Annotated in this window: 19 protein-coding genes and 3 tRNA genes; 5 read left to right on the top strand and 17 right to left on the bottom strand. The window is 34.5% G+C overall.

Annotated features, from left to right (window positions below; genetic code table 11):
- Window positions 1–94 precede the first annotated feature (94 nt).
- From EGH73_RS08170 to EGH73_RS08210, 9 genes are all read right to left on the bottom strand, one after another.
- Window positions 95–808, bottom strand: a complete 714-nt coding sequence (locus EGH73_RS08170) for a phosphoadenylyl-sulfate reductase (RefSeq protein ID WP_123281437.1) — start codon at window positions 806–808, stop codon at window positions 95–97.
- 82 nt (window positions 809–890) lie between these two features.
- The gene (locus tag EGH73_RS08175; protein ID WP_089768375.1) at window positions 891–1,922 is read right to left on the bottom strand and encodes an NAD(P)/FAD-dependent oxidoreductase; all 1,032 of its coding nucleotides are present in this window, start codon (window positions 1,920–1,922) and stop codon (window positions 891–893) included.
- A 60-nt stretch (window positions 1,923–1,982) separates the two neighbouring features.
- On the bottom strand, window positions 1,983–3,200 hold the full coding sequence (gene porN, locus EGH73_RS08180) for a type IX secretion system ring subunit PorN/GldN (protein ID WP_089768377.1): 1,218 nt from the start codon (window positions 3,198–3,200) through the stop codon (window positions 1,983–1,985).
- A 45-nt stretch (window positions 3,201–3,245) separates the two neighbouring features.
- Window positions 3,246–4,814: a type IX secretion system motor protein PorM/GldM gene (porM, locus tag EGH73_RS08185; protein WP_123281422.1), complete on the bottom strand. Its 1,569-nt coding sequence runs from the start codon at window positions 4,812–4,814 to the stop codon at window positions 3,246–3,248.
- Between the two features lie 48 nt (window positions 4,815–4,862).
- A complete protein-coding gene (gene porL, locus EGH73_RS08190) occupies window positions 4,863–5,540 on the bottom strand; it encodes a type IX secretion system motor protein PorL/GldL (protein ID WP_089768381.1) in 678 nt (225 codons plus the stop codon).
- Window positions 5,541–5,584: 44 nt separating this feature from the next.
- The gene (gene porK / locus EGH73_RS08195) at window positions 5,585–7,009 is read right to left on the bottom strand and encodes a T9SS ring complex lipoprotein PorK/GldK (protein ID WP_123281423.1); all 1,425 of its coding nucleotides are present in this window, start codon (window positions 7,007–7,009) and stop codon (window positions 5,585–5,587) included.
- Window positions 7,010–7,115: 106 nt separating this feature from the next.
- Window positions 7,116–8,969, bottom strand: a complete 1,854-nt coding sequence (gene glmS / locus EGH73_RS08200; RefSeq protein WP_123281424.1) for a glutamine--fructose-6-phosphate transaminase (isomerizing) — start codon at window positions 8,967–8,969, stop codon at window positions 7,116–7,118.
- A gap of 12 nt (window positions 8,970–8,981) precedes the next feature.
- On the bottom strand, window positions 8,982–10,580 hold the full coding sequence (locus EGH73_RS08205) for a DUF4270 family protein (RefSeq protein ID WP_245985470.1): 1,599 nt from the start codon (window positions 10,578–10,580) through the stop codon (window positions 8,982–8,984).
- 38 nt (window positions 10,581–10,618) lie between these two features.
- On the bottom strand, window positions 10,619–11,389 hold the full coding sequence (locus EGH73_RS08210) for a glycogen/starch synthase (RefSeq protein ID WP_123281426.1): 771 nt from the start codon (window positions 11,387–11,389) through the stop codon (window positions 10,619–10,621).
- A 305-nt stretch (window positions 11,390–11,694) separates the two neighbouring features.
- On the opposite strand from EGH73_RS08210, the gene panC reads away from it, so the two are divergent.
- Entirely contained in the window at window positions 11,695–12,540 is an 846-nt protein-coding gene (gene panC / locus EGH73_RS08215) for a pantoate--beta-alanine ligase (RefSeq protein WP_123281427.1), read from the top strand.
- 78 nt (window positions 12,541–12,618) lie between these two features.
- On the opposite strand, the gene EGH73_RS08220 is transcribed toward panC, so the two are convergent.
- From EGH73_RS08220 to EGH73_RS08230, 3 genes are all read right to left on the bottom strand, one after another.
- Window positions 12,619–12,691 (bottom strand) — tRNA-Lys (locus tag EGH73_RS08220).
- Between the two features lie 45 nt (window positions 12,692–12,736).
- Window positions 12,737–12,819, bottom strand: a tRNA-Leu gene (locus EGH73_RS08225).
- Between the two features lie 36 nt (window positions 12,820–12,855).
- Window positions 12,856–12,928, bottom strand: a tRNA-Lys gene (locus tag EGH73_RS08230).
- Window positions 12,929–13,085: 157 nt separating this feature from the next.
- On the opposite strand from EGH73_RS08230, the gene EGH73_RS08235 reads away from it, so the two are divergent.
- A complete protein-coding gene (locus tag EGH73_RS08235) occupies window positions 13,086–13,601 on the top strand; it encodes a shikimate kinase (protein ID WP_123281428.1) in 516 nt (171 codons plus the stop codon).
- Here the strand turns inward: EGH73_RS08235 and EGH73_RS08240 are convergent.
- Entirely contained in the window at window positions 13,598–14,035 is a 438-nt protein-coding gene (locus EGH73_RS08240; RefSeq protein WP_123281429.1) for an RNA-binding S4 domain-containing protein, read from the bottom strand. The genes EGH73_RS08235 and EGH73_RS08240 overlap by 4 nt on opposite strands.
- Before the next feature lie 57 nt (window positions 14,036–14,092).
- Between EGH73_RS08240 and EGH73_RS08245 the strand changes: the two genes are divergently transcribed.
- Complete coding sequence (locus EGH73_RS08245) at window positions 14,093–14,833, top strand: hypothetical protein (protein ID WP_123281430.1); 741 nt, start codon at window positions 14,093–14,095, stop codon at window positions 14,831–14,833.
- 70 nt (window positions 14,834–14,903) lie between these two features.
- On the opposite strand, the gene mtaB is transcribed toward EGH73_RS08245, so the two are convergent.
- From mtaB to EGH73_RS08260, 3 genes are all read right to left on the bottom strand, one after another.
- On the bottom strand, window positions 14,904–16,262 hold the full coding sequence (gene mtaB / locus EGH73_RS08250; RefSeq protein ID WP_123281431.1) for a tRNA (N(6)-L-threonylcarbamoyladenosine(37)-C(2))-methylthiotransferase MtaB: 1,359 nt from the start codon (window positions 16,260–16,262) through the stop codon (window positions 14,904–14,906).
- A 266-nt stretch (window positions 16,263–16,528) separates the two neighbouring features.
- Complete coding sequence (locus EGH73_RS08255; protein WP_123281432.1) at window positions 16,529–17,008, bottom strand: hypothetical protein; 480 nt, start codon at window positions 17,006–17,008, stop codon at window positions 16,529–16,531.
- A gap of 13 nt (window positions 17,009–17,021) precedes the next feature.
- Window positions 17,022–17,342 carry a hypothetical protein gene (locus EGH73_RS08260; protein WP_123281433.1) on the bottom strand — a complete coding sequence of 107 codons (321 nt, stop codon included), beginning with the start codon at window positions 17,340–17,342 and terminating at the stop codon, window positions 17,022–17,024.
- Window positions 17,343–17,749: 407 nt separating this feature from the next.
- Between EGH73_RS08260 and EGH73_RS08265 the strand changes: the two genes are divergently transcribed.
- Together EGH73_RS08265 and EGH73_RS08270 are read left to right on the top strand one after the other, a co-directional pair.
- A complete protein-coding gene (locus EGH73_RS08265) occupies window positions 17,750–19,261 on the top strand; it encodes a Do family serine endopeptidase (protein ID WP_123281438.1) in 1,512 nt (503 codons plus the stop codon).
- Between the two features lie 92 nt (window positions 19,262–19,353).
- Window positions 19,354–20,562, top strand: a complete 1,209-nt coding sequence (locus tag EGH73_RS08270; protein WP_245985471.1) for an MFS transporter — start codon at window positions 19,354–19,356, stop codon at window positions 20,560–20,562.
- A gap of 64 nt (window positions 20,563–20,626) precedes the next feature.
- Here the strand turns inward: EGH73_RS08270 and EGH73_RS08275 are convergent.
- On the bottom strand, window positions 20,627–21,225 hold a 599-nt coding region (locus EGH73_RS08275), incomplete at its 5' end, for a YceI family protein (protein WP_317124642.1).

Consider the following 21,225-nt stretch of genomic DNA (forward strand, 5'->3'; position numbering starts at 1 on the left):
TTTAAGGTTCACAAAGGCGTTTTACTCAGCAAGATTATCTATTCGAAAATATTTAACAATTGGATTATATTTATTTTTCTAACTATTTGATTTGTTATTTATGAACGTGCAGTCCACATTCTTTTTTGCTGGCATCTTCCCACCACCAGCGACCTGCACGAAAATCTTCGCCCGGCTGAATCGCACGCGTACAAGGTGCACAGCCAATGCTGACGAAACCTTTGTCGTGCAAAATATTATAAGGAATATTATTTTTTTTGATATAATCTCTAACTTGTTGCGTTGTCCAGAAGAGGATTGGATGGTATTTAATGATTTGATTGGACTCGTCCCATTCGAATTGAGAAAGATTTTCTCTCGCGACGGAATGTTCGGCTCTGAGTCCTGTAATCCAAATTTTGTTGCCTTTCAAAGCTCTTTTTAACGGATGAACTTTCCTGATATCGCAACAAGTTTTCCTATTTTCCACAGACCTGTAAAAGGAATCAGGTCCATTTTCCTGAATAAAAGGTTCTAATTCTTCGGGATTTGGATAATAAGCTTTGATTGGAAGTTTGTATTTGGATTTAGTTAAATTCCAAGTGTTGTAAGTATCTTCGAATAAACGACCTGTGTCCAACGTGAAAACTTTGATTTCGGAATTTTTTACATAATCCGTAATCACTTGATCTTCGAAACTAAAGCTTGTGGAAAAGCAAACTTCATCGGGAAAAGTACTCGTCAAAATCTCCAGAACTTCTTCTATCGATTTTGATTCAATGTTTTCATCAATCAGTTTTTGGTAAGCTTCTTTTAGTTCGTTGTTCATCATTAGATATTATCCGAAATGCAAATTTAACAATTCATTGAAATCTGACCAAATTAGTATAATTTAAATTTTGTTAATTAAATCAGTAAAATCTTTTCACATCAATTTCGGAATCGAGTTCAATATCGTTTTCTAAGTAATCGTAAAGAACTTTGGAAAAATAACTTCCGTTGTAAACACCTCTTGCTCCCAATCCATTAAAAATATAAAAATTCTGATGTTCTTGATGTCTTCCTAAAATTGGTCTTCTGTCTGCAACTGTAGCACGAAAAGCGAAATTAATATCTTTGATTTCAAAATCGTTTTTGTATAATTCGCGAAGTCCATTTTCTAATTCCTCAAAAGATGCTTTGTTGATATCATCTGAATTATCAAAACGGTCATAAGTTCCGCCGTAATAATATTCATCATTTTGAAGATTGAACAAGAAATGTTTTTTCTTGATAATGTAAGGTTCTGGTTTCTCTTTAAGTTTTAGTTTTAAGCAATGTCCTTTATTGGGTTTAATTGGAATTTCTTTAAAATAAGGATTATGATTGCTCGCAACACCTTCGCAGAAAATAAGGTTTTTAAATGAAAGATATTTATATGAATTATTTTCAGTATTAATCAAATCATAGTCAAATTTTTCTTTGATCAAATAATTGTTGTCTTCGAAATAATTGAGCATATCTTGGAAAAATTCAGTTACATTTAATCTTGCAGAATGATTGACTTTTCCGGCTTCGAAAGGATTTTCTACGCTATCAAGTTTGATAAAATCATTATTAAGAAAAGATTGTAAGTTTTCTTTTTCAGAATTTTTCTTCCATTGGATTTTCTCAGAATCATTATGAAAAATTCGAACTACATTTTCATCAATCAGATATTTTTTGGACTGATACTTTTCGATTTCATTAAAGATAACTTCAAGATAATCGATTTGTTCCTGCGACTTCCAGAATGTCGTAAACCTTTTCAGGATAACAGGATTACAAACACCGGCAGAAATTTGAGAAGCAGAAATATTCTCATCATAGAAAATCTTGAAAGATTTATTTTCCTTGATTAATTGATGTGCAAAAAAGAGTCCTGCATATCCAGCTCCAACAATGATGTAATCTACCTGTTCCATAAAAATAAAAAAACCTGAGTAAAGATACTCAGGTTTTTTATTATTTGTATATGAGATATGTTAGTAATTCCATAAATCATTTTCCATCTGAAGAATTTGGGCTTTGATTCTGTCGCTTTCTTCAAGTTGACCTTCCGCATCATTCGGTATATACTCATCGATGATGCCGCTACCGCCTCTACCCATTCCATTATCCGTCTTATAAATTACAGAAGAAAATCTTCTTGCATTGAGAACATCATCAAAAGTAATATCAGAAGTAGAGTTTTTTGCATTAAAAATATAATTGCTGCTTAGAACTTGTCTAGCATCTGGATAATAGATCCAGAAAAGATCAATTAAGTCACTAGCTTCATTTAGGATAGATGGATCAACCGGAGCTCCTGATTCCTGCATTTGTCTAGCTCTTTCAGCTTTCAAAATCGCGGAGTTAGGATCTTCACCCATAGCAGCAATTCCAAGAAGTCTATATCTTAACTGAGTATCTCTTTTATCGATATACCACATTCCCATTAGCTTAAGCGCTTTAACTTTCTCAGTTTTAGTTTCAGAAAAACCAACGTTAGCTTCAACATCACTTTTTTTGATTTTATACCAAGAACCGTCTAAGTTAACAAGCATTGTTCCAGGTTCGATAGAAGGAGCCTTGGTTGTTTTCTTAACCGTTTTTTTCTTTTTACCTTTTCCTGTAGTTACAGTTTCTTCAGTAGCGGCAGGCTGAGCAGCTCCGTTATACTCCAAAACATCGGCAAGTCTGGTAGAATATTTCATAAACATCCCATCAACTTGCTTATTACCAGCACCTTTAAGAGAAGTAAAATATTTCAAAAGTCTTTGAGCTTCTGCATCTTCAATCTTATTGGCATTCATTATTTCTGTGAAATAATCATCGACCATTGGAACAGATGTAGCAGCTGCAATACCTTCCGGGGTTAATCTAGTTGTAAAATCATCACCAGAATAAACTTCTTTTATTTTACCTGAATTAACAGCATCTAATAAGATTTGATAAAGAGACTTGTTTTGAGAAACCAAGCCATCAGCATTATGATAGAAAGGCTGATTGATTTTATCGTTCATATCAATAATTTCCCATACAACCATACTTCTCAAAATGTCTTTATCTTCTATAAATCCATATTTAAGAGGTGTTATACTATCTTTCTTGATCTCACGATCTTCTCTGAATGTCTGAGGAGAATTAGCATTCAGAATGCTGTTTTGTCCAAAAGACATTGCTGAGGAAAGACAAATTAAACTATATATAATCTTTTTCATAATAAGTATTGAAATATAAAATCAATCAGATAAAACTTTTTTTAATTATAGTACACTAATAACTACACCGCTGATATTAGGAAGTACTACTCCGCTTAATCCTTGAGCTGTTGCCTGAACATCAAAGATTGCTACGTTATCTCCAGATCTTAGACCTTTTGTTAAGGACTCTACTGGTGCTAATGAACTTCCGTTTACAGACATTACTGCCTTACCAGGTACTTTAACTTTAAAGCTTACCACATTAAACGAAACTGGGAAATCAAAATCTTTAAGTGTAGCTGTTAAAGTTTGTTTTGAAATCATGTTGGCAGGCATTACATCATAACCCTTACCTCTAATTTCACCTCTTGGCGGAGGGATATTTTTAACTCTAAAATCAAAAGCTTGAGTTATCATTTTTCCACTAGGTGATTTTCCAGAAATTGTTAATTTAACAGTGTTTCCAGCACCAGGTGTCACATTCCATTTTCCTTTACCTCCACTTACAGAAGCACCTGCTGCTGATAAAGTAGTTGCATTAAGATCAGCTCCTAAGATAGATCCAGAAATTGGATTAGCTAAACCTCTATATAGAACATTCATCTTATCCGCTGCTAAGATTGCACCACTTTGCTCTTTAAGCGCTTCTTGTCCAGATACAACACTCAATGTATGAGAATAAGGAAGAGAATGAGCTTTTCCATTTTTATCATTGAAAGTAATAGTACCTTGGAATTTCTGCTCTCCAGGAGTTCCAGTAGCAGGAGTAATAATACCTTGTCCATTAATAATCTTTGCACCGCTAATAGCTAAACCAGGAACAGAACTTGCAAAAGTTCCGATAGAAACTTTGATTTGAGCAGGTTCTCCTTTCATTACCGAACTTGGTCCAGAAACTAAAGCTTCATAAGCGTCAAATTTGATATCAGCATCTACTTTTTCCTGAAGAATTGAAGTAATTGCATCTGACTGCAAGTTTCTAGCCTCAGACTGAATAATTTCTAAGTTAGACAAAGCTGCTACCAATGGTTGGTTGTAAAACTTATATTGAATCCAACCTTGTGTGCTTCTCTTATCACCTTTAGGAAAATCTACAATAAGCATCTTTTGAGCTCTATCCGCAACAGTTTTAAGTTGTGGGTTTCCTCCAAAAGTAGAAACGATAAAATTTCTTAAATCATCTACTTTTGTTTTTAAATCTTGCGCAGTTTTTGATGGAGTTTTTTCATCACCATCTTTGAAGAAATTCTGAGTTGCTGGTTCTGTATTATTAAGTGCAGTAAGACTTTCCTCGATAGGTAATTTACTATCATACTCAGCCTCTAAACTCATTTTATTTTTAATACCTTCAATAAAACCAACTAAATCATTGGTTTTTCCTTCCAAATTTTTGTATTGATCTAATAACGGTCCATAAGTTTCTGGAGAAGCAACAGCTTTAGCCTCCAAAGTTTTCTTAAAGATTTTATCGTTACGTTCCTCTACTGTTAATCTCGTATCAGTCAATGACTGATTCGTATCTTTATATGATCTGATGATTTGCTGATCGATTGTCATTGCAAGCATTGCAATGAAAACCAAATACATCAGGTTAATCATCTTCTGACGTGGTGTCTGTTTACCTCCTGCCATTTTAATAAAGTAATTTAATTGTTAAACAAAAATTAAAATGATAGTAAATTAAGACTTCATTGCACTAAGCATACCACCGTAAACTCTATTAAGGCTATTAAGATTAGTTGTTAAACCTTGTAACTCTTCGTTGAATTTTTCTGACTGTGCTGCAGACTTTTGAATATCTTCAACATATTTTTTACTGAACTCAGATTGTTTTTGTCCTTGTTCCAATTGCAAAGCATATAACGCATTCATACTTTCCAAGTGAGAAGCGGCAAGATTTAATTGCTCGTTATATTTGTGGGTAGAGGCAGAAACATCTACAGTATGGTTAATTTGATCTACAGAAGAAGAGAATTTATCAATTCCACCTCTTAATCTTTCAAATAAACTCACGTCTAACTTAGCATCTGCTAACATTTTGTCAAGTTTATCAGATAATGAAACTTCTAATTCTTTATTTTCTACTTTAGCAACAACTTTTCTTGGTTGTCTTTCAGCAGACTCATCCAATAGTTCCGGATAAACATTTTCCCAAGCATAATGCTCCTCTTTTGCTGGTGGATCGAATGCAAAGAATAAGAAGATTAATGCTTCTGTGATCAAACCAGCAGCAAGCGCAACGTTACCAGTAATTGGGCCTAAACTCCAGTGCGTCATCTTAAATAGAGCACCTAGGATTACGATAGCTGCACCAAACGAATAAACAAAATTTGTTATTGATTCTTTAGTTTTAAACATTTTTTTGAATTTTTAAGTTAGTAGTAGTTAGTTAATATAAATTTTTATTTTGTTTTTCTTGCAAATCTTCCAGCTCCGGCAGGTATATCCTGAATTGTTCTGAATCCTATATAACTTCTTGCAGAATCTTTTCTTTCCCAATCTCTGTAACCTGTCATTAATAGAAATCCAGCATCTTTCCAAGATCCTCCTCTTACAGTCTTTTTAACTTCCCTGTATGCCTGATTGGACAAGTTAGGATTTAATGTTGAGGAAAATTCATATGTGGAGTTATTATATGGAGATTCTGTCCACTCTGAAACGTTTCCAGCCATATCATATAAGCCATATCCATTTTTAGGAAACTTTTTCACTGGTGCTGTATAAGTGTAATTACCTTTTTTCTCATCTTCTATATAGCTACCTCTTTTAGGTTTGAAGTTTGCCAGATAACATCCTCTATCATCCTGAAGATAAGGCCCACCCCATGGATAAGTAGCATTTTGAATCCCTCCTTTTGCAGCATATTCCCATTCTGCCTCTGTAGGAAGTCTAAAGCGCAATGCTTTTTGCTTTTTCTTTTTCAGGCTATTATTATAATCTGTTTTAATTTTAGTTTTGAAATCACAATAAGCTCTTGCCTGATCCCACGTTACACCGACAACAGGATATTCTTTGTAGGCGTTATGCCAAAAATATTGATTAAATAAAGGTTCATTATAAGCATAGTTAAAATCCTTAACCCATACTGTGGTATCCGGATAAACTGCAATACTTTCTTTTTTAAGATACTTAGTTCCTCTATCTTTATCTTTTACTGCAGAAGAAACATCCTCCCACTGATAACTGTATTTAATTTTAGACCAATCAATGATTCTCTCATTATTGATTCTCTTTTCAGCTGGTAAATACATAGATTCTAAAACCTCTGCATATTTTTCATCCGGATAAGCAGAAGTATTATAAGTTAATGGTACTTTTTTATCTAATTTTTTAGACTCATCATAACCATCTCTCCCACCCTGAGACTCCAGAAACTTTTGATACGGAGTTGCTTCTTCACCAGTTTTTTTTGAAGCGTAAGCATAGTCAGCAATAGAACTTCCGTTCCCGCCTTCTTCGCCACCACCTTCACCAGCAGCTTCAGCTAACAAACCTCTGGCAATTGAATCTCGAACAGCGTTGATGAAAACACGATATTCTGCATTTGTAACCTCAGTTTCATCCATAAAAAAGGAAGAAACTGTTACAGTTTTAAGCATTGCTTTTTCTGGAGTATATGAAAAATCCTGATCTGCCATTCCCATTACGAAAGATCCTCCTGGAATTGGAACCATGCCATAAGGTCTTTCAGCCACAAATGATTTTGAAGATCCTCTTGGAATAAGTTCACCCTTGATTCCGGGGTTACCTGTTATACCTTTCCCTCCACCTTTGGAACAAGAAATGATAACCGAAGTTGACAACAGTATAAATAATATCCTTTTCATCCTATTTTAAAGAAATTAAGCGGTAAATATATAATTTTTTTTATAAATAATTATCAATTTTAATTGAAAACGTAATTTGTTAAAGAATATTTCACAAAACACAAAATTATTCTACAGTAACTGATTTGGCAAGATTTCTCGGCTGGTCTACATTAGCTCCTCTAGCCACAGCAATATAATATGACAATAGCTGTAATGGTATAGATGCCAAAATTGGAGAGAAGCATTCTGATGTCTCAGGAATCTCTATAATATAATCTGCCATTGCAGAAACTTGAGTATCACCTTTACTTACAATAGCAATCACCTTTCCTTTTCTCGCTTTGATTTCCTGTACATTGCTGACAATCTTATCATAATGGCCAACTTTTGGAGCAATAATAACGATTGGCATATTTTCATCAATTAAAGCAATCGGTCCATGCTTCATTTCTGCAGCAGGATAACCTTCGGCGTGGATATAAGAAATCTCTTTTAATTTTAGAGCTCCTTCAAGTGCTGCAGGGAAATTATAACCTCTTCCTAAATATAAGAAGTTAGTAGCATCAACAAATTTGGATGCAATAGCTTTTACATTTTCATCCACTGAATTTAGAACATCTTCCACTTTCTTTGGAATTGCGTCCAATTCAGTAATTAACCTCATGAAATCTGCTTTTCCAAGATTTCCGTTGTGATTACCTAACTTGATTGCAATTAATGATAAAATTGTCAATTGTGATGTGAAAGCTTTTGTAGAAGCGACACCTATTTCTGGTCCAGCATGCGTATAAGCACCTGCATCTGTATACCGGGCGATAGAAGAATCTACCACATTACAAATTCCGAAAACAAAAGCTCCTTTTTCTTTTGCAAGCTTAATGGCAGCCATTGTATCTGCTGTTTCACCTGATTGTGAGATTGCAATTACAACATCTTTAGAACTTATGATAGGATTTCTGTATCTGAACTCAGAAGCATACTCCACTTCTACAGGAACTCTCGCAAATTCTTCAATAAGATACTCACCAATAAGTCCTGCGTGCCAAGATGTACCACAAGCTATAATAATGATTCTTTCGGCATTCGTCAATCTTTCCAAATGATCCCAGATTCCTGCCATTTTAATAATTCCTTCATCCACAAGAAGGCGACCACGCATTGTATCAAGAATGGATTTTGGTTGCTCAAAAATTTCTTTTAGCATAAAATGCTCATAGCCTCCTTTTTCAATTTGTTCAAGATTTAATCTTAACTCCTGAATAGCGGGTTCTATTTTCGTATTTTCTTTTATTGTTCTGATATCTATTCCAGATTCCAGAGAGATCGTCGCCATATGACCTTCTTCAAGATACACAGCTTCTTTTGTAAACTCGACAAAAGGTGAAGCATCAGAAGCTACAAAATATTCATTCTCACCAATTCCTATTGCAAGTGGCGAACCTAATCTTGCAACAACTAACTGTCCTGGAAAATCTTCGTGCATTACTGAAATTGCATACGCGCCATAAACTTCATTCAATGCGTAACGCACGGCTTCAGAAAAATCGAGAGATGGATCTTTATCCATAAAATATTGAAATAAATTAACCAATACTTCAGTATCCGTTTCTGATTTAAATTCAAAGTTTTTATTGATAAGCATTGTTTTGATGGTATCGTAATTTTCAATAATACCATTATGTACAATTGCTATTTTTCCGTTGTTGGAAAGGTGTGGGTGAGAATTATTATCACTTGGAACGCCGTGTGTAGCCCATCTCGTATGCCCCATTCCAAGTTTGGAAGTTGCCTCAAGGTTTTTACAAATTGCTACTAGATCATCTACTTTTCCTTTTGTTTTTTTGAATTCAAACTTATCATTTTGTGATTCTAAAATTATACCTGCACTGTCATAACCACGATATTCTAGACGGCGCAATCCGTTTATTACAATAGCGTATGCATCTCTAAAACCTGTATAACCAACGATTCCGCACATATATTAATTAGTTTATTTTTTTGTGAATATTAATCTTAACTGGACATTTTTTGAGCTGACAGACATCTCCTGTCCTATTTTACTTGTATCGGTTCCTACCAATAATAACCTAAAAGGATTGTATGGTCTGTCATTATAAGTCTGACCAAGTAGTGCTCCTGTAGACGAGTCAACGAGATAAGATCCTACATCAATTATAAAATCTTTTCCATTATTCTCATTTATATTGTAAGACTCATCCTCGATAATTTGTTTAAGTGAGGAGGTAATACTAACATCGTAGTAAGCATCTTTTGTGGAAAGATTAGTACTACGAACAAGTGAATATCCAGCGCTTGCAAGTAGCGTCATATCCGGTAAGAATCTTGACATTGAATCTCTTTCTTTTACAAGGAAACTTGAGGGTTTTCTGTATTTATTATCCCACTCAGGATCAGTACTATCATTATATAATCGAATTTTTGCAGAAACAACTGCAATTTTTTCATTTTTATATTGATTTCTTAATGAGGTAATTAATTCCTTTGTAATGCGAACACCAATACTGCTTCCTCCCATCCCTTGTAAATAAAGTTTGGTTGAAGGATTTGCTATTGGTAGTGCTGTATTTGTTTTGATATCTTTTGCATCTATGGCATCTTTTGTTCCGGTTATGTAAGAGCTACTTCTAGAGTAAGCCACGTGACTTAAGTGAACATTCGGCGAACCCAGACTTAAAGACGTTTCTTGTTTTGTCTTAGTAACTGTTCCATCTGATGCGGTAACATCGTTCTTGTAATAAATGGTTATTGCAGCATCATTAGGAGCCATAGAAAACAGGTAACCGTCATTTTCATCAACCGAAATTCTTAAACCTCTGAAATATCTGATAAATGATGCAGCATCTTTCAACACTTGATTTCCTTGCTTTGCTATTATTTTATCCTGAAAAAATTCTTTTTTCAATGGTATTCTTAACGACACAGCCCGGTTCACAATTTCCGACGCATCGGAATCTTTTGTGATGACCACTGAATTAACTGTACCATTGAAGCTTTTCGACCCAATATCTGTAGATGAAACTGCAATTGTTTTATTTGTTTTAATAGAGTCGGAAGCTCCACCTAAAAAGTCAGTAACCTCGTGAACTCTTATGGTTAAAGGAGGAGTTGCCGTTCCAACCTTATATTTACCATATTTTCTAACTGGATAGGTATTCACTACTTTTTTTGCAGCTACATTTCCATCAGGATAGATATAATCTTCAGTTGTTGTAGTTTTTAAAGAGTCTGAAGCCGTTTCATATAAAGGTTTAAGAGTAAGAACAACAGAATCTACAACAGGATTTTTTCCAAAATCAGGATTATAGGAGCTCAGCCTTACTTGCGTGAAATAAGAAACTTTCTGACCACCAAAAACAGGCTCACTAAATGCGCCAATCCGAACACTGTCATACTGAGATGTAACAACTTTCTGAACATCTTGGTTATTGACATTATAAGCAGCAAGTCCGTAAACTTTCTCTGAAGCTTCGGATCCGTTTACCAACTGAGAACCGAGGTTATCCAGTTCGCTTTCGCATGAATTCATCACAACAATCCCCATTAATAAAACAGGGATTAACTTCATCATTTTTTTTATTCTTATCATTATAATATAATCGATCGTAATTAATAAATTTTTGCTATTGAATCTGCGTTCAGATAGTCGGATTTTTCAGCTTCGGCTTTCGCAAAGGCTTCTTCAAGTTTCTCTTCCAAAAATTCATTTCCTTTCACTATAACATCTACATAATCCATACTGTCATTTACAAAATTGAGAAAGCTTGGATTATCTAACGATTGTAAATCTGAAATATTATCAAATTCAAGAATTTCTTTTGTATTTTCATTCAGCTTCAAATCTTCTTCATTATAAATAGAAAGAACAATTTTAGTATCCTTGAAATAAGAATCGTCTTTATAGTATGTTTTCAGATATACCGGGATTAACGAAGACATCCAACCATTAAGATGAATTACATCTGGCACCCAATTTAGCTTCTTAATAGTTTCTATAACTCCCCTTGCAAAGAAAACAGCTCTTTCATTGTTATCTTCGAAAGGATGGCCTTCGTCATCAAAATAGTATTGCTTTCTTTTGAAGTATTCTTCATTATCTATAAAATAAACCTGCAAACGCTCACCTGGTAAAGATGCAACTTTGATGATCAGTGGCTGGTCCAAATCATTTATAATAATATTCATCCCAGACAGACGGATCACCTCGTGCAATTGAAATTTCCTTTCACTGATTTGTCCGAATCTCGGCATAAAAACCCTTACATCGTTACCCTCGCTATGCATTTTCAGCGCCATTTTGTGCACCAAGCTTCCCATATTCGTATCTTCCTGATAGGGATACATCTCCGTAGTAACGTATAAAATCTTTTGATTAGGCATAAAAATTTACTTTAAACGAAGTATAAAAACTTCATTTTGCAAAATTACAAAAAATTAAATCAAATCATTTATTTTACTTAATATTAATACTAATTAACAAAATATACTAAAAGTCAATGACTTACACTAGAAATATTGTTAAAATAAGATTAATACTAGCCAGATTAAAAAGATTAATAATTACAAGATATTTAATAACTGATAGGTTGCAAGTCAATATCTAAAGCTTTTTAAGAAATTCTGTACAAATCATCTTCTGTAGAAACAAAAAACAGCTACCTTTGAGCCCATAAAACAGAAATAATATGCAGGTTTTTTACGATAAAGATTCTTTTTCAAAATATATTGATTTACAAAAAGAACAAAACAATTCCATCGGATTCGCGCCTACAATGGGAGCATTGCACGCCGGACACATATCTCTATATGAAGAAGCTAATAAAGATAATGACGTTGTAATTTCCTCCATATTCGTAAATCCTACCCAATTCAATAATCCTGACGATTTAGAAAAATATCCCAGAACTGTTGAAAATGATATTGAAAAGCTCAAGAATTCTAAATTGGTAGATGCCGTTTACATCCCAAAAGTAAAAGACATATATCCAAATGGTTTGGAAAGAAAACATTACGACTTCGGAGGTATCGAAAACGAGATGGAAGGAGCTGCAAGACCTGGTCATTTTGATGGCGTAGGAACCGTGGTAGAAGAATTATTTCGACAAGTAAGACCAGATAATGCCTATTTTGGAGAAAAAGACTTTCAACAACTGAAAATCATCGAAAAATTAGTAGATATTCTGAATCTGGGCATCAAAATTCATGGTGTAAAAATCCATAGAGAAAATAACGGACTGGCGATGAGTTCCAGAAATATGCGACTTTCCGAAGCGGAGAAAGAAGCATCATCTGTTATTTATCAAACCCTGAAAAAAGTGGATGATTGGTTTCGTGTCATAACGATACCAGAAATCAAAATAAGAGTTGAGGAAATCTTCGATAGGGATGATATGGTGCTGGAATACTTTCTGATTGCCAATGAAGACACTTTGAAAGAAGCAGACTTTTTTTCAGAAGACGAAAATTACCGTGCCTTCATCGTGGTAAATGTAGAGCAAGTTAGACTGATTGACAATATGCACCTGAAATAAAAAGAAGCTTCTTTTACAAGAAGCTTCTACACCAAATCACAAAATATTAATATGAAAAAAATTTACTTGCGTAAATTGTGACTCGGCTGGGATTCGAACCCAGGACCCATACATTAAAAGTGTATTGCTCTACCAGCTGAGCTACCGAGTCTTTTTAATTATTAAAATAATTTAATAATTAAAAATATTTCTGCTGTGCCTGCGACTGGACTCGAACCAGCACATCCTTAGGAAACCACCCCCTCAAGATGGCGTGTCTACCAATTTCACCACGCAGGCAAAAAAAAACCGTATCGCTACGGATTAATTTGCTAGTGACCTGGCTGGGATTCGAACCCAGGACCCATACATTAAAAGTGTATTGCTCTACCAGCTGAGCTACCAGGTCGGCCACTATAAAAATGAAAAGATTTATGACATGTGATAAATGATTGTAAAGTAAATCTTTTAGCGTTTACCGTTTATCTCTCATTTTTTAGTGGTGCAAAGATAGTACTTTTTTTAAAATCTCAAAATTTTTTTCGAACTTTGTTTAAAATAAAATTATGATAATTTCTTTACTTGGATATATGGGAAGCGGTAAATCTCACGTTTCCAAAAACTTGAGCAAAAAATTAAATTTTCCATTAATTGACCTCGATCAAAGAATTTCTGAAGAAAACCTGCTCAGTATTCCTGAAATATTCCAGAAAAAGGGAGAAATATTCTTTCGCAAGGAAGAAAAACGCGTATTGGAACATATTCTGAACGTGGAAAAAGATATCATTCTGAGTCTTGGCGGTGGAACTCCCGTTTACTATAATAATATGGATCTAATTAATGAAAAATCAAAGAGTATATTTCTAAGAGCTTCTGTAAAAACGCTTACAGACCGAGTACTGCTACAGAAAAATACGCGCCCGCTGATTGCCAAATTAAATGATGACGACGTGCCTGAATTTATCGCGAAGCATCTTTTCGAAAGGAATCCTTTTTACAGTAAATCTCATTTTACAGTCGATACAGACTCCAAAACCGCCAATGATATTTCTGATGAAATCATAAAGCTATTAAAGATTTAATCTTCGCCTTCTTCAGTGTCCGGTGAGAAAAAAATATCCCAATCTTCATTATCCATTTCTAAAGCTGAACTGCCAGCAGAAAAATCGTCCATTTCTCGCCTATCTTTTTTTGTAGGTCTTCCGAGTCCTTTTTGCCTGTAATAGTCTTGAGCAGATTTTCTCATTTTTAAAATTTCATATTGATCTTTCTCCGTCATATCAATCACATAAAGCGCAACCAATTTAGCGCCAATCCTGCTTTTCGGGAGATCGGTCACTTTTATTTTATATTCGATTTGATTTTTTTTAATTTTTATAACATCGCCAATCTTTACCTCTTTAGAAGACTTAACCACATTTTCTCCTATACTCACCCTATTCTTTTTGATTTCTTCAGCAGCGATGTTTCTGGTTTTATAAAATCTCACACTCCATAAAAATTTATCTATTCTCATAATTTTTTATACTTTTGTCTCGTTAAAATTAATCGCAATTTAACATTAAATAAAAAAATGAAAAAAATACTTTTGGGAATTGCTCTTTCTGTAGCTGTCTTACAGGGATGCAAGAAAGACAATACTGATGATGAAGAGGTTGTACAGCTTACAGTAGATGAGCAAAAAGAATATGACGATGCCGCTGCTCTAGATTTTCTGAATAAGCATTATTTAGATAGCAAAGGCGTAATCACCGCTTTTGATGATACCACAGATACTGATAACAATGAAAAAAAATTAGCGGATTATAATTACGTTAAGTTGCCATCCGGTGTAATCTATATTGTGAGACCTGGCGCACAGCCAAACCCCGGAAAAGATGTAGCAAGTAATGATGTAATTAGTTTTTTTAACATTACTAAAACATATAGTGCTAAAAAAACTAATGACAAAATAAGCTTTAGTGATGAAGCTACCTTTATTAATAATGTTGCTAATACTGGCGTTCCAAGCGTAGACCCAGCTTATTACTATGTAAAATCATCTGTTATTAAAGCTTATAATACTGCAAATAGCACCACAGTAGAACGTAACTTTTATGAAATTGAAGGATTGCAGGAAGCACTGAAGTTTTTTAAATCTTTTGACAACCGAGATATTGCAGAAGATTATAACATGCAGGGTGTTATTATAGTACCATCAAGAGCGGCATTTGCGAGAGATAATTCAATATACGGAACTGTTTATCAAAACAGAAGTTTTGTTTTCAACTTCCAGCTTTATAATACAAGAACTAGATTACCAAAAGAAGACTAATTTGGCATTCTTCTAGATAAAAAAAACCGCAAAAATAGTATTTTGCGGTTTTTTTATTTTTGGTATTTGTTTAAATCTTAGCCAAAAAATCCTCAAATTGCATCTCTTTGATAGAAACATTACCTTCTTCTGTTATCTTTTCTAAGACGATTTCTTCAATTTGGTTCACGGATTTTTCATCAAATGGTTTAACTACCCTCACGTAGTTTTCCGTGAAGCCGTACATCATTCCGTTTTTGTTTTCATGTTCCCAAAGAACAGGAAGTTTATTGCCTAGCTGTGATCTATAGAATTCCATTTTCTTTTTCTCGGAAAGGATTCTCAGCATTTTGTTACGTCTTTTTCTTTCTGGGATTGGAATGGCTCCTTGCATATCGGCAGCTTCCGTATTTTCTCTTTCAGAATATGTAAAAACGTGAAGATAACTGATTGGTAAATCATTCAGAAAGTTATATGTTTCCAAAAACAATTCTTCTGTTTCGCCAGGAAATCCAACGATGACATCAACACCAATTGCCGCATTCGGCATTACTTCTCGTATTTTACTAACCCGATTAAAATATAATCTGGTTAAATATCTGCGTTTCATTTTTTTCAGTAATTCATCACTTCCAGACTGAAGCGGAATATGAAAATGTGGCACAAAAGTTCTGCTTTTGGCAACCAAATCGATACTTTCGTCTTTCAAAAGATTGGGTTCGATGGACGAAATCCGAATTCTTTCAATACCCTCCACTTTATCCAGCTCAGAAATCAGATCCAGAAAAGTATGTTGGTGCTTTTTATTCCCGAATTCGCCTTTTCCGTAATCACCTATATTAACACCTGTAAGAACGATTTCCTTTATATCTTTCGCAGCAATTTCTTTCGCATTATTTATGACATTTTCAATTGTATCAGAACGAGAAATTCCTCTTGCTAAGGGGATTGTGCAATAAGTACATTTATAATCGCAACCATCCTGAACCTTCAGAAAAGCTCTGGTTCTGTCGCCTATAGAATAGGATCCGACGAAAAAATCCGTCTCATCAATTTCGCAGGAATGGACTTGTCCGTAACTCTCAGATTTCTCCAAATCATCCAAATAACTCAGGATATTAAACTTTTCCTTTGCTCCCAAGACGAGATCCACACCTTCAATGGCTGATATTTCTTCCGGTTTCAGCTGGGCATAGCAACCTATAATGGCCACCAGACCATCCGGATTCGCTTTTGCAGCACGTTTTACATGTAGCTTGCATTCCTTATCTGCATTCTCTGTCACGGAACATGTGTTGATAATATAAACCTGTGCGGGTTCATCAAAATTAACTTTCTGGTAACCCGCATCGGTCAGTTGTCTTGCAATAGTAGACGTTTCTGCAAAGTTCAGCTTGCAGCCAAGTGTATGAAAAGCAACTGTTTTCGGTTGTATATTGACTTTTGACATAAGGTTGCAAAGTTATTAATAAAATTGCAACCGTTCCAAATGATGACTTTTTTACAGAGAAAAATCCGGAAATAACCAAATTTTTTTTTTGATTTATATGGATTTCGGAAAGTTGAATACATCTTTTTTTCTTCGGATATATCGGAAACTTAAGAATGATTAATGCTTATAACTTTCTCACAAAAAGCTGCTATCGATTTCATATCATTCTCTTTCATCACTTTCCAAAATTTCATATTAAATTTTTAGTATCAATTTTATAACTTTCACTCATCTGACTTTGGTACCTCCACTGCAACTTCATAAACTTTGGTATGCATCAAGTATTTAGACCTTTCGCGAGACGTTACGTTCTGTACTTCTCCTTTGTATAAAACAATAACAGCATCTTCTTTGATCAGCGGATCCGAATCGGAAAAATATTTTTCATCTGGACTTTTCTCAGTAACTTCATTTTGTCGTTCTTTTAGCTTATCTGCAACTTCCTGAAATCCTTCATCCGATGAATGCAATATCTTGTAATCCGGTCCGGCAAAGGCCTTATAATATTTGTTTTCTGCTATCAAATTCTGCGAACTGTCTTCTACTGGATTATCATTGCCGTCCAAAAAACCTACTTCCAGTAATCTTCCGTTTCTTTCTTCTGCAAATTGTCTTGCTTCTGCAACTGATTTAAAACCAGTGTATAAGTTTGTTTTATCAAACTCATATCTCACGAGCCTTTCTACAATATTTTCTTTTTCCATAATTTATTTAGATTTAATGATGTCTTTTGCCCTTCTGATGGTAATTTACCTGTCTATGATTAAAATTCTTATGGTTAAATTTTGAATTAATTTGAGAATCTATATGATGGTGAGCCTGAGAAAGAAGCTCAGGAGTGTCAAAATGTAGTTTCTTGCCATTCTGGAAAATCTCACCTTCTGAGTTTCTGTACATCTCATTTTCTTGATAAGTATTTCCGTCCGGTGCTTTGTAAGTTTGTGATCTGTTTTTTATAGCTTTTCTTATTATTCCTGCGGCAATTAGCAAACTTCCGCCTGCAAGAAATCCTAAAGCTGTTTTTAAACTAGATTTCATAATTAGATATTTTTTAATTGATTACCTTTCGATAAGATTATTTCAAACATTTTAGAAACGTTCTTTGTAGAAGTTTTAAAACAAAACGTCTGCCAAAATTATACTCGCTAAAAATGAAATCAGCCTTTTTTTCAAATCAATTTTAAAAATTAATAAGCATTATAATACAATTGTGACAATTTGTCATTTGTCTAATTATGTAATTGGAAATCAAACAATATCTATAAAAATACTTCATATAAAATGGAATGGAAGTTTAGTAGAAAAACTGTTAAAAGTACTTTTTTATTAAGAATTTTTTAAAAATGGTTAAACTTCGTTAAAAGTGTAACACTAATTTTTTAGTTCATACTAATTTAGCATTAAATTTGTCTAACAAAAATCTCAAATAAGAAATGAATATTAAAATGAAGAATACATTAAAAAAACTAATGCCTTTTGCATTGACAGGAGTAATCTCTGGAGCAACCGTTTTCGGAGCAAGTCAGTATTTCACTAAAGAAAATAACGGAGAAGATTTCGAATACTTTACGAAAGCATCCAAGAGTTCTGCTTTTGTAGGAATGGGATCTGCAGTTGGAGATGATTTTGTTAAGGCTTCCAAAATGACTGTTCCAGCAGTAGTAACTATTAAAAATTATCAGGACAGATCTGCACAGAGGATGCCGGATCAGGATATGTTCGACTTTTTCTTCGGAAATCCTTTTGGCGGCAACCAACAAAGACAGCAGCAGCCTCCTAAAAACATGCCTTCTGGTTTAGGTTCCGGTGTTATTATTTCACCAGACGGTTACATCATCTCTAATAATCACGTAGTAGCTGGCGCCAACAAGCTGGAAGTAGTTCTTAGTAACAAAAAATCATATATAGCAACCCTAGTTGGAACAGATCCCAATACGGATATTTCTCTTCTGAAAATTGAGGAAAAAGGTTTGCCTTACCTCAACTTTGCTAACTCGGATATGGTAGAAGTGGGACAATGGGTATTGGCAGTAGGAAACCCTCTTGGATTAAATTCCACAGTAACAGCCGGAATTGTTTCCGCAAAAGGAAGAAGTATTGATATTCTTAGCCAACAATCCAGAACTCCGATTGAAAGCTTCATCCAGACAGATGCGGCGATTAACCCTGGAAACAGTGGTGGTGCTTTGGTGAACGTGAATGGAGACTTGATTGGCATCAACACAGCCATTCAATCTAAAACCGGTTATTATGAAGGTTACGGATTTGCTGTTCCGTCCAACTTAGCAAGAAAAATTGTAGAAGACATCAAGAAATTTGGTCTTGTACAAAGAGGTTTCTTAGGAATAGGAAGTTTGGATCTTTCTAATGATATGCAGGTAGCAGCTTATAATCAAAAAAACAAATCTAATCTGAAAGTTGGCGACGGTGTGTATGTGACAGAAGTTACAGGAAAAAGTGGTGCTGAGGATGCAGGAATCAGAACTGGAGATATTGTTACAAAGATTGATGGTACCAACATCGGAAGCTTTGCGGATCTTTCATTTGCAATTGGCAGCAGAAGACCAGGAGATAAAGTAACAGTGACATATACCAGAAATGGTAAACCAAATACTGTAACTGTTACCCTAAAAGATCAAAAAGGCGGAACGTCTTCTAGAAGCAAAGAGGATTTGACCGTGAGTGAGAAAATTGGATCTGAGTTCGAACCATTGAGCGACAGAGTAAAAACAGATTATGGCCTGGAAAGTGGCGTACTTGCAAAAAATGTAGCAGAAGGTGGCGAAATGGACAAAATAGGTGTCGTTGATAATTTTATCGTGATGGAAATCAATGGAAAACCGGTTAACTCGCAAAAAGATGTAGAAAAAATACTGAATGGCTACAAAGGAAATGTGCAGGTGAAGTATGTGGACAGCTATGGAAGAATTACTACCAGAGGATTCAAAATGCCTTAATATTAATAACAAATAATTTTAGAAACCAATCTTAATCAGATTGGTTTTTTTGTTTTAACCCAGCAAAAAAGATACTTTTGCACTCCTACAAAATGAAACTTTTCAATTCTTATATTAACACTTTCAAAGGACTTTCCAGAGAAGCCTGGATGTTGTCCATCGTGATGCTCATCAACCGTTCTGGTTCGATGGTTTTGCCGTTTTTAGGTGTTTATATGACAGACCATTTGAAGTTTTCCTTGGAAAATACAGGGATTGTTTTGAGTTTTTACGGAATCGGTTCCGTGTTAGGTTCTTGGTTGGGAGGATTTTTGACTGATAAATTCGGGGAATATTATATCCAAAGTTGGAGTTTGTTTCTCAGTGCACCGATATTTATTATTATGCCATTTTTTTCAAGCGTGGAAATGATGGCTTTATTAATTTTTCTACAAAGTGCCATCAGTGATACATTTCGACCAGCGAACTCGGTGGCGATTACAAAATATGCAAGACCTGAGAATCTGACCAAAGCTTTTTCCCTAAACCGAATGGCTATAAATCTAGGTTTTTCGATTGGTCCTGCTTTGGGCGGAATCTTGTCGGGGATTTCTTATAATTTCCTTTTCATTGTTAATGGAATCGGGGCTGTAATTGCTGGAGTCATCTATGTCATCTTTTTCCGAAAAAGAAATAAAATCTTCCGTAAGAAAAAGAAATCAGAAACGACTGAAGTTGTAAAGAAAATAGGAAAATCACCTTACAAAGATTATCCGTTCTTGCTTTATAGTTTTCTGTGTGCGGTTTTTGCTGTTTGTTTCTTCCAGTTTTTCAATACCATCCCGCTTTTTTATAAGGATGTTGCGAAGCTGGATCAAAGCACCATCGGTTTTATTTTAGGTTATAGCGGCTTCATTATCGTATTGCTGGAGATGCCCTTGGTAAGTCTTGCAGAAAGGGTTTTGAAGATTCCGCAAATCTTATCTATTGGGATTATAATGTCCGGTATTTCGTACCTGCTACTACTTTTTGGAAGTAACATTCCGTTGCTTTTGTTATCAATGTCGATATTATCTATTGCGGAAATTTGGGTTCTACCATTTATGTCAACCGTTACGGCTTTGCGCGCTGAAAGAGGAAACAAAGGGGCTTATATGGGACTAAACGGGATTGCATTTTCGTTCTCCTTTATATTTACGCCGTTTTTGGGGACTTATGTTGTGAGCCACTTTGGGTTTGATAGTCTTTGGATTGGCTCGTTTGCTATTTTAATGGTTACAGCTTTTCTAATTTTTTGGATCACTAAAAAAATGATAAAATAACAAAAAGCTTTCTCCATAATGGGGAAAGCTTTTTGCTATTTAGGAATATGGACTAAAACTTTAATTATTTGCTTTTAACAAACTCTACATATACAGCAACATCCACATCTTTTGCAACACCTGCACCTGTTGGATCATAACTGATATTATAATCTAATCTGTTAACTTTGAAAGTAGTCTGGAAACCTAATTTCTCATTTCCTTGCTGATCTTTGTTCTTACCACCATAAACAGCAGTTACAGTAACTGGTTTTGTAACATTTTTGATTGTTAACTTACCTGTCAACTGATAAGTATTTCCTTTTAATTTTTTGATAGAAGTACTTTCAAATTTCATTGCAGGAAATTTTTCTGCATCAAAAAAATCAGCAGATTTCAAGTGATTATCACGCATCTCAACACCCGTGTTAACAGAAGTTGTATTAACAGTAAAATCAAATTTTGCATTGCTAAGATCATCAGCAGTCGTTACAACTTTTCCTTCAAACTTATCAAAACGCCCTTGTACAAAGCTAATTCCCAAGTGTTTGATGTTAAAATTGAACGAAGAATGCATTGGATCAACATTCCAAGTAGTTTGCGAAAATCCTAAAATACTGATTGTTGCAAATAAAAACGATAAGAATAACTTTTTCATAATGAATACTCGTAGTGCATTATTAA

The organism is Epilithonimonas hominis (assembly GCF_003730015.1).
GTDB classification, from domain to species: Bacteria; Bacteroidota; Bacteroidia; order Flavobacteriales; family Weeksellaceae; genus Epilithonimonas; species Epilithonimonas hominis.

Coding starts and splice junctions, on each gene's coding strand:
- EGH73_RS08170 (WP_123281437.1), bottom strand. CDS start 808: ATGAACAACGAACTAAAAGAAGCTTACCAAAAACTGATTGATGAAAAC.
- EGH73_RS08270 (WP_245985471.1), top strand. CDS start 19,354: ATGAAACTTTTCAATTCTTATATTAACACTTTCAAAGGACTTTCCAGA.
- panC (WP_123281427.1), top strand. CDS start 11,695: ATGCAGGTTTTTTACGATAAAGATTCTTTTTCAAAATATATTGATTTA.
- EGH73_RS08260 (WP_123281433.1), bottom strand. CDS start 17,342: ATGAAATCTAGTTTAAAAACAGCTTTAGGATTTCTTGCAGGCGGAAGT.
- mtaB (WP_123281431.1), bottom strand. CDS start 16,262: ATGTCAAAAGTCAATATACAACCGAAAACAGTTGCTTTTCATACACTT.
- EGH73_RS08175 (WP_089768375.1), bottom strand. CDS start 1,922: ATGGAACAGGTAGATTACATCATTGTTGGAGCTGGATATGCAGGACTC.
- EGH73_RS08210 (WP_123281426.1), bottom strand. CDS start 11,389: ATGCCTAATCAAAAGATTTTATACGTTACTACGGAGATGTATCCCTAT.
- glmS (WP_123281424.1), bottom strand. CDS start 8,969: ATGTGCGGAATCGTTGGTTATACAGGTTTTAGAGATGCATACGCTATT.
- porM (WP_123281422.1), bottom strand. CDS start 4,814: ATGGCAGGAGGTAAACAGACACCACGTCAGAAGATGATTAACCTGATG.
- porL (WP_089768381.1), bottom strand. CDS start 5,540: ATGTTTAAAACTAAAGAATCAATAACAAATTTTGTTTATTCGTTTGGT.
- EGH73_RS08240 (WP_123281429.1), bottom strand. CDS start 14,035: ATGAGAATAGATAAATTTTTATGGAGTGTGAGATTTTATAAAACCAGA.
- EGH73_RS08255 (WP_123281432.1), bottom strand. CDS start 17,008: ATGGAAAAAGAAAATATTGTAGAAAGGCTCGTGAGATATGAGTTTGAT.
- porK (WP_123281423.1), bottom strand. CDS start 7,009: ATGAAAAGGATATTATTTATACTGTTGTCAACTTCGGTTATCATTTCT.
- EGH73_RS08235 (WP_123281428.1), top strand. CDS start 13,086: ATGATAATTTCTTTACTTGGATATATGGGAAGCGGTAAATCTCACGTT.
- porN (WP_089768377.1), bottom strand. CDS start 3,200: ATGAAAAAGATTATATATAGTTTAATTTGTCTTTCCTCAGCAATGTCT.
- EGH73_RS08205 (WP_245985470.1), bottom strand. CDS start 10,580: ATGATGAAGTTAATCCCTGTTTTATTAATGGGGATTGTTGTGATGAAT.
- EGH73_RS08245 (WP_123281430.1), top strand. CDS start 14,093: ATGAAAAAAATACTTTTGGGAATTGCTCTTTCTGTAGCTGTCTTACAG.
- EGH73_RS08265 (WP_123281438.1), top strand. CDS start 17,750: ATGAAGAATACATTAAAAAAACTAATGCCTTTTGCATTGACAGGAGTA.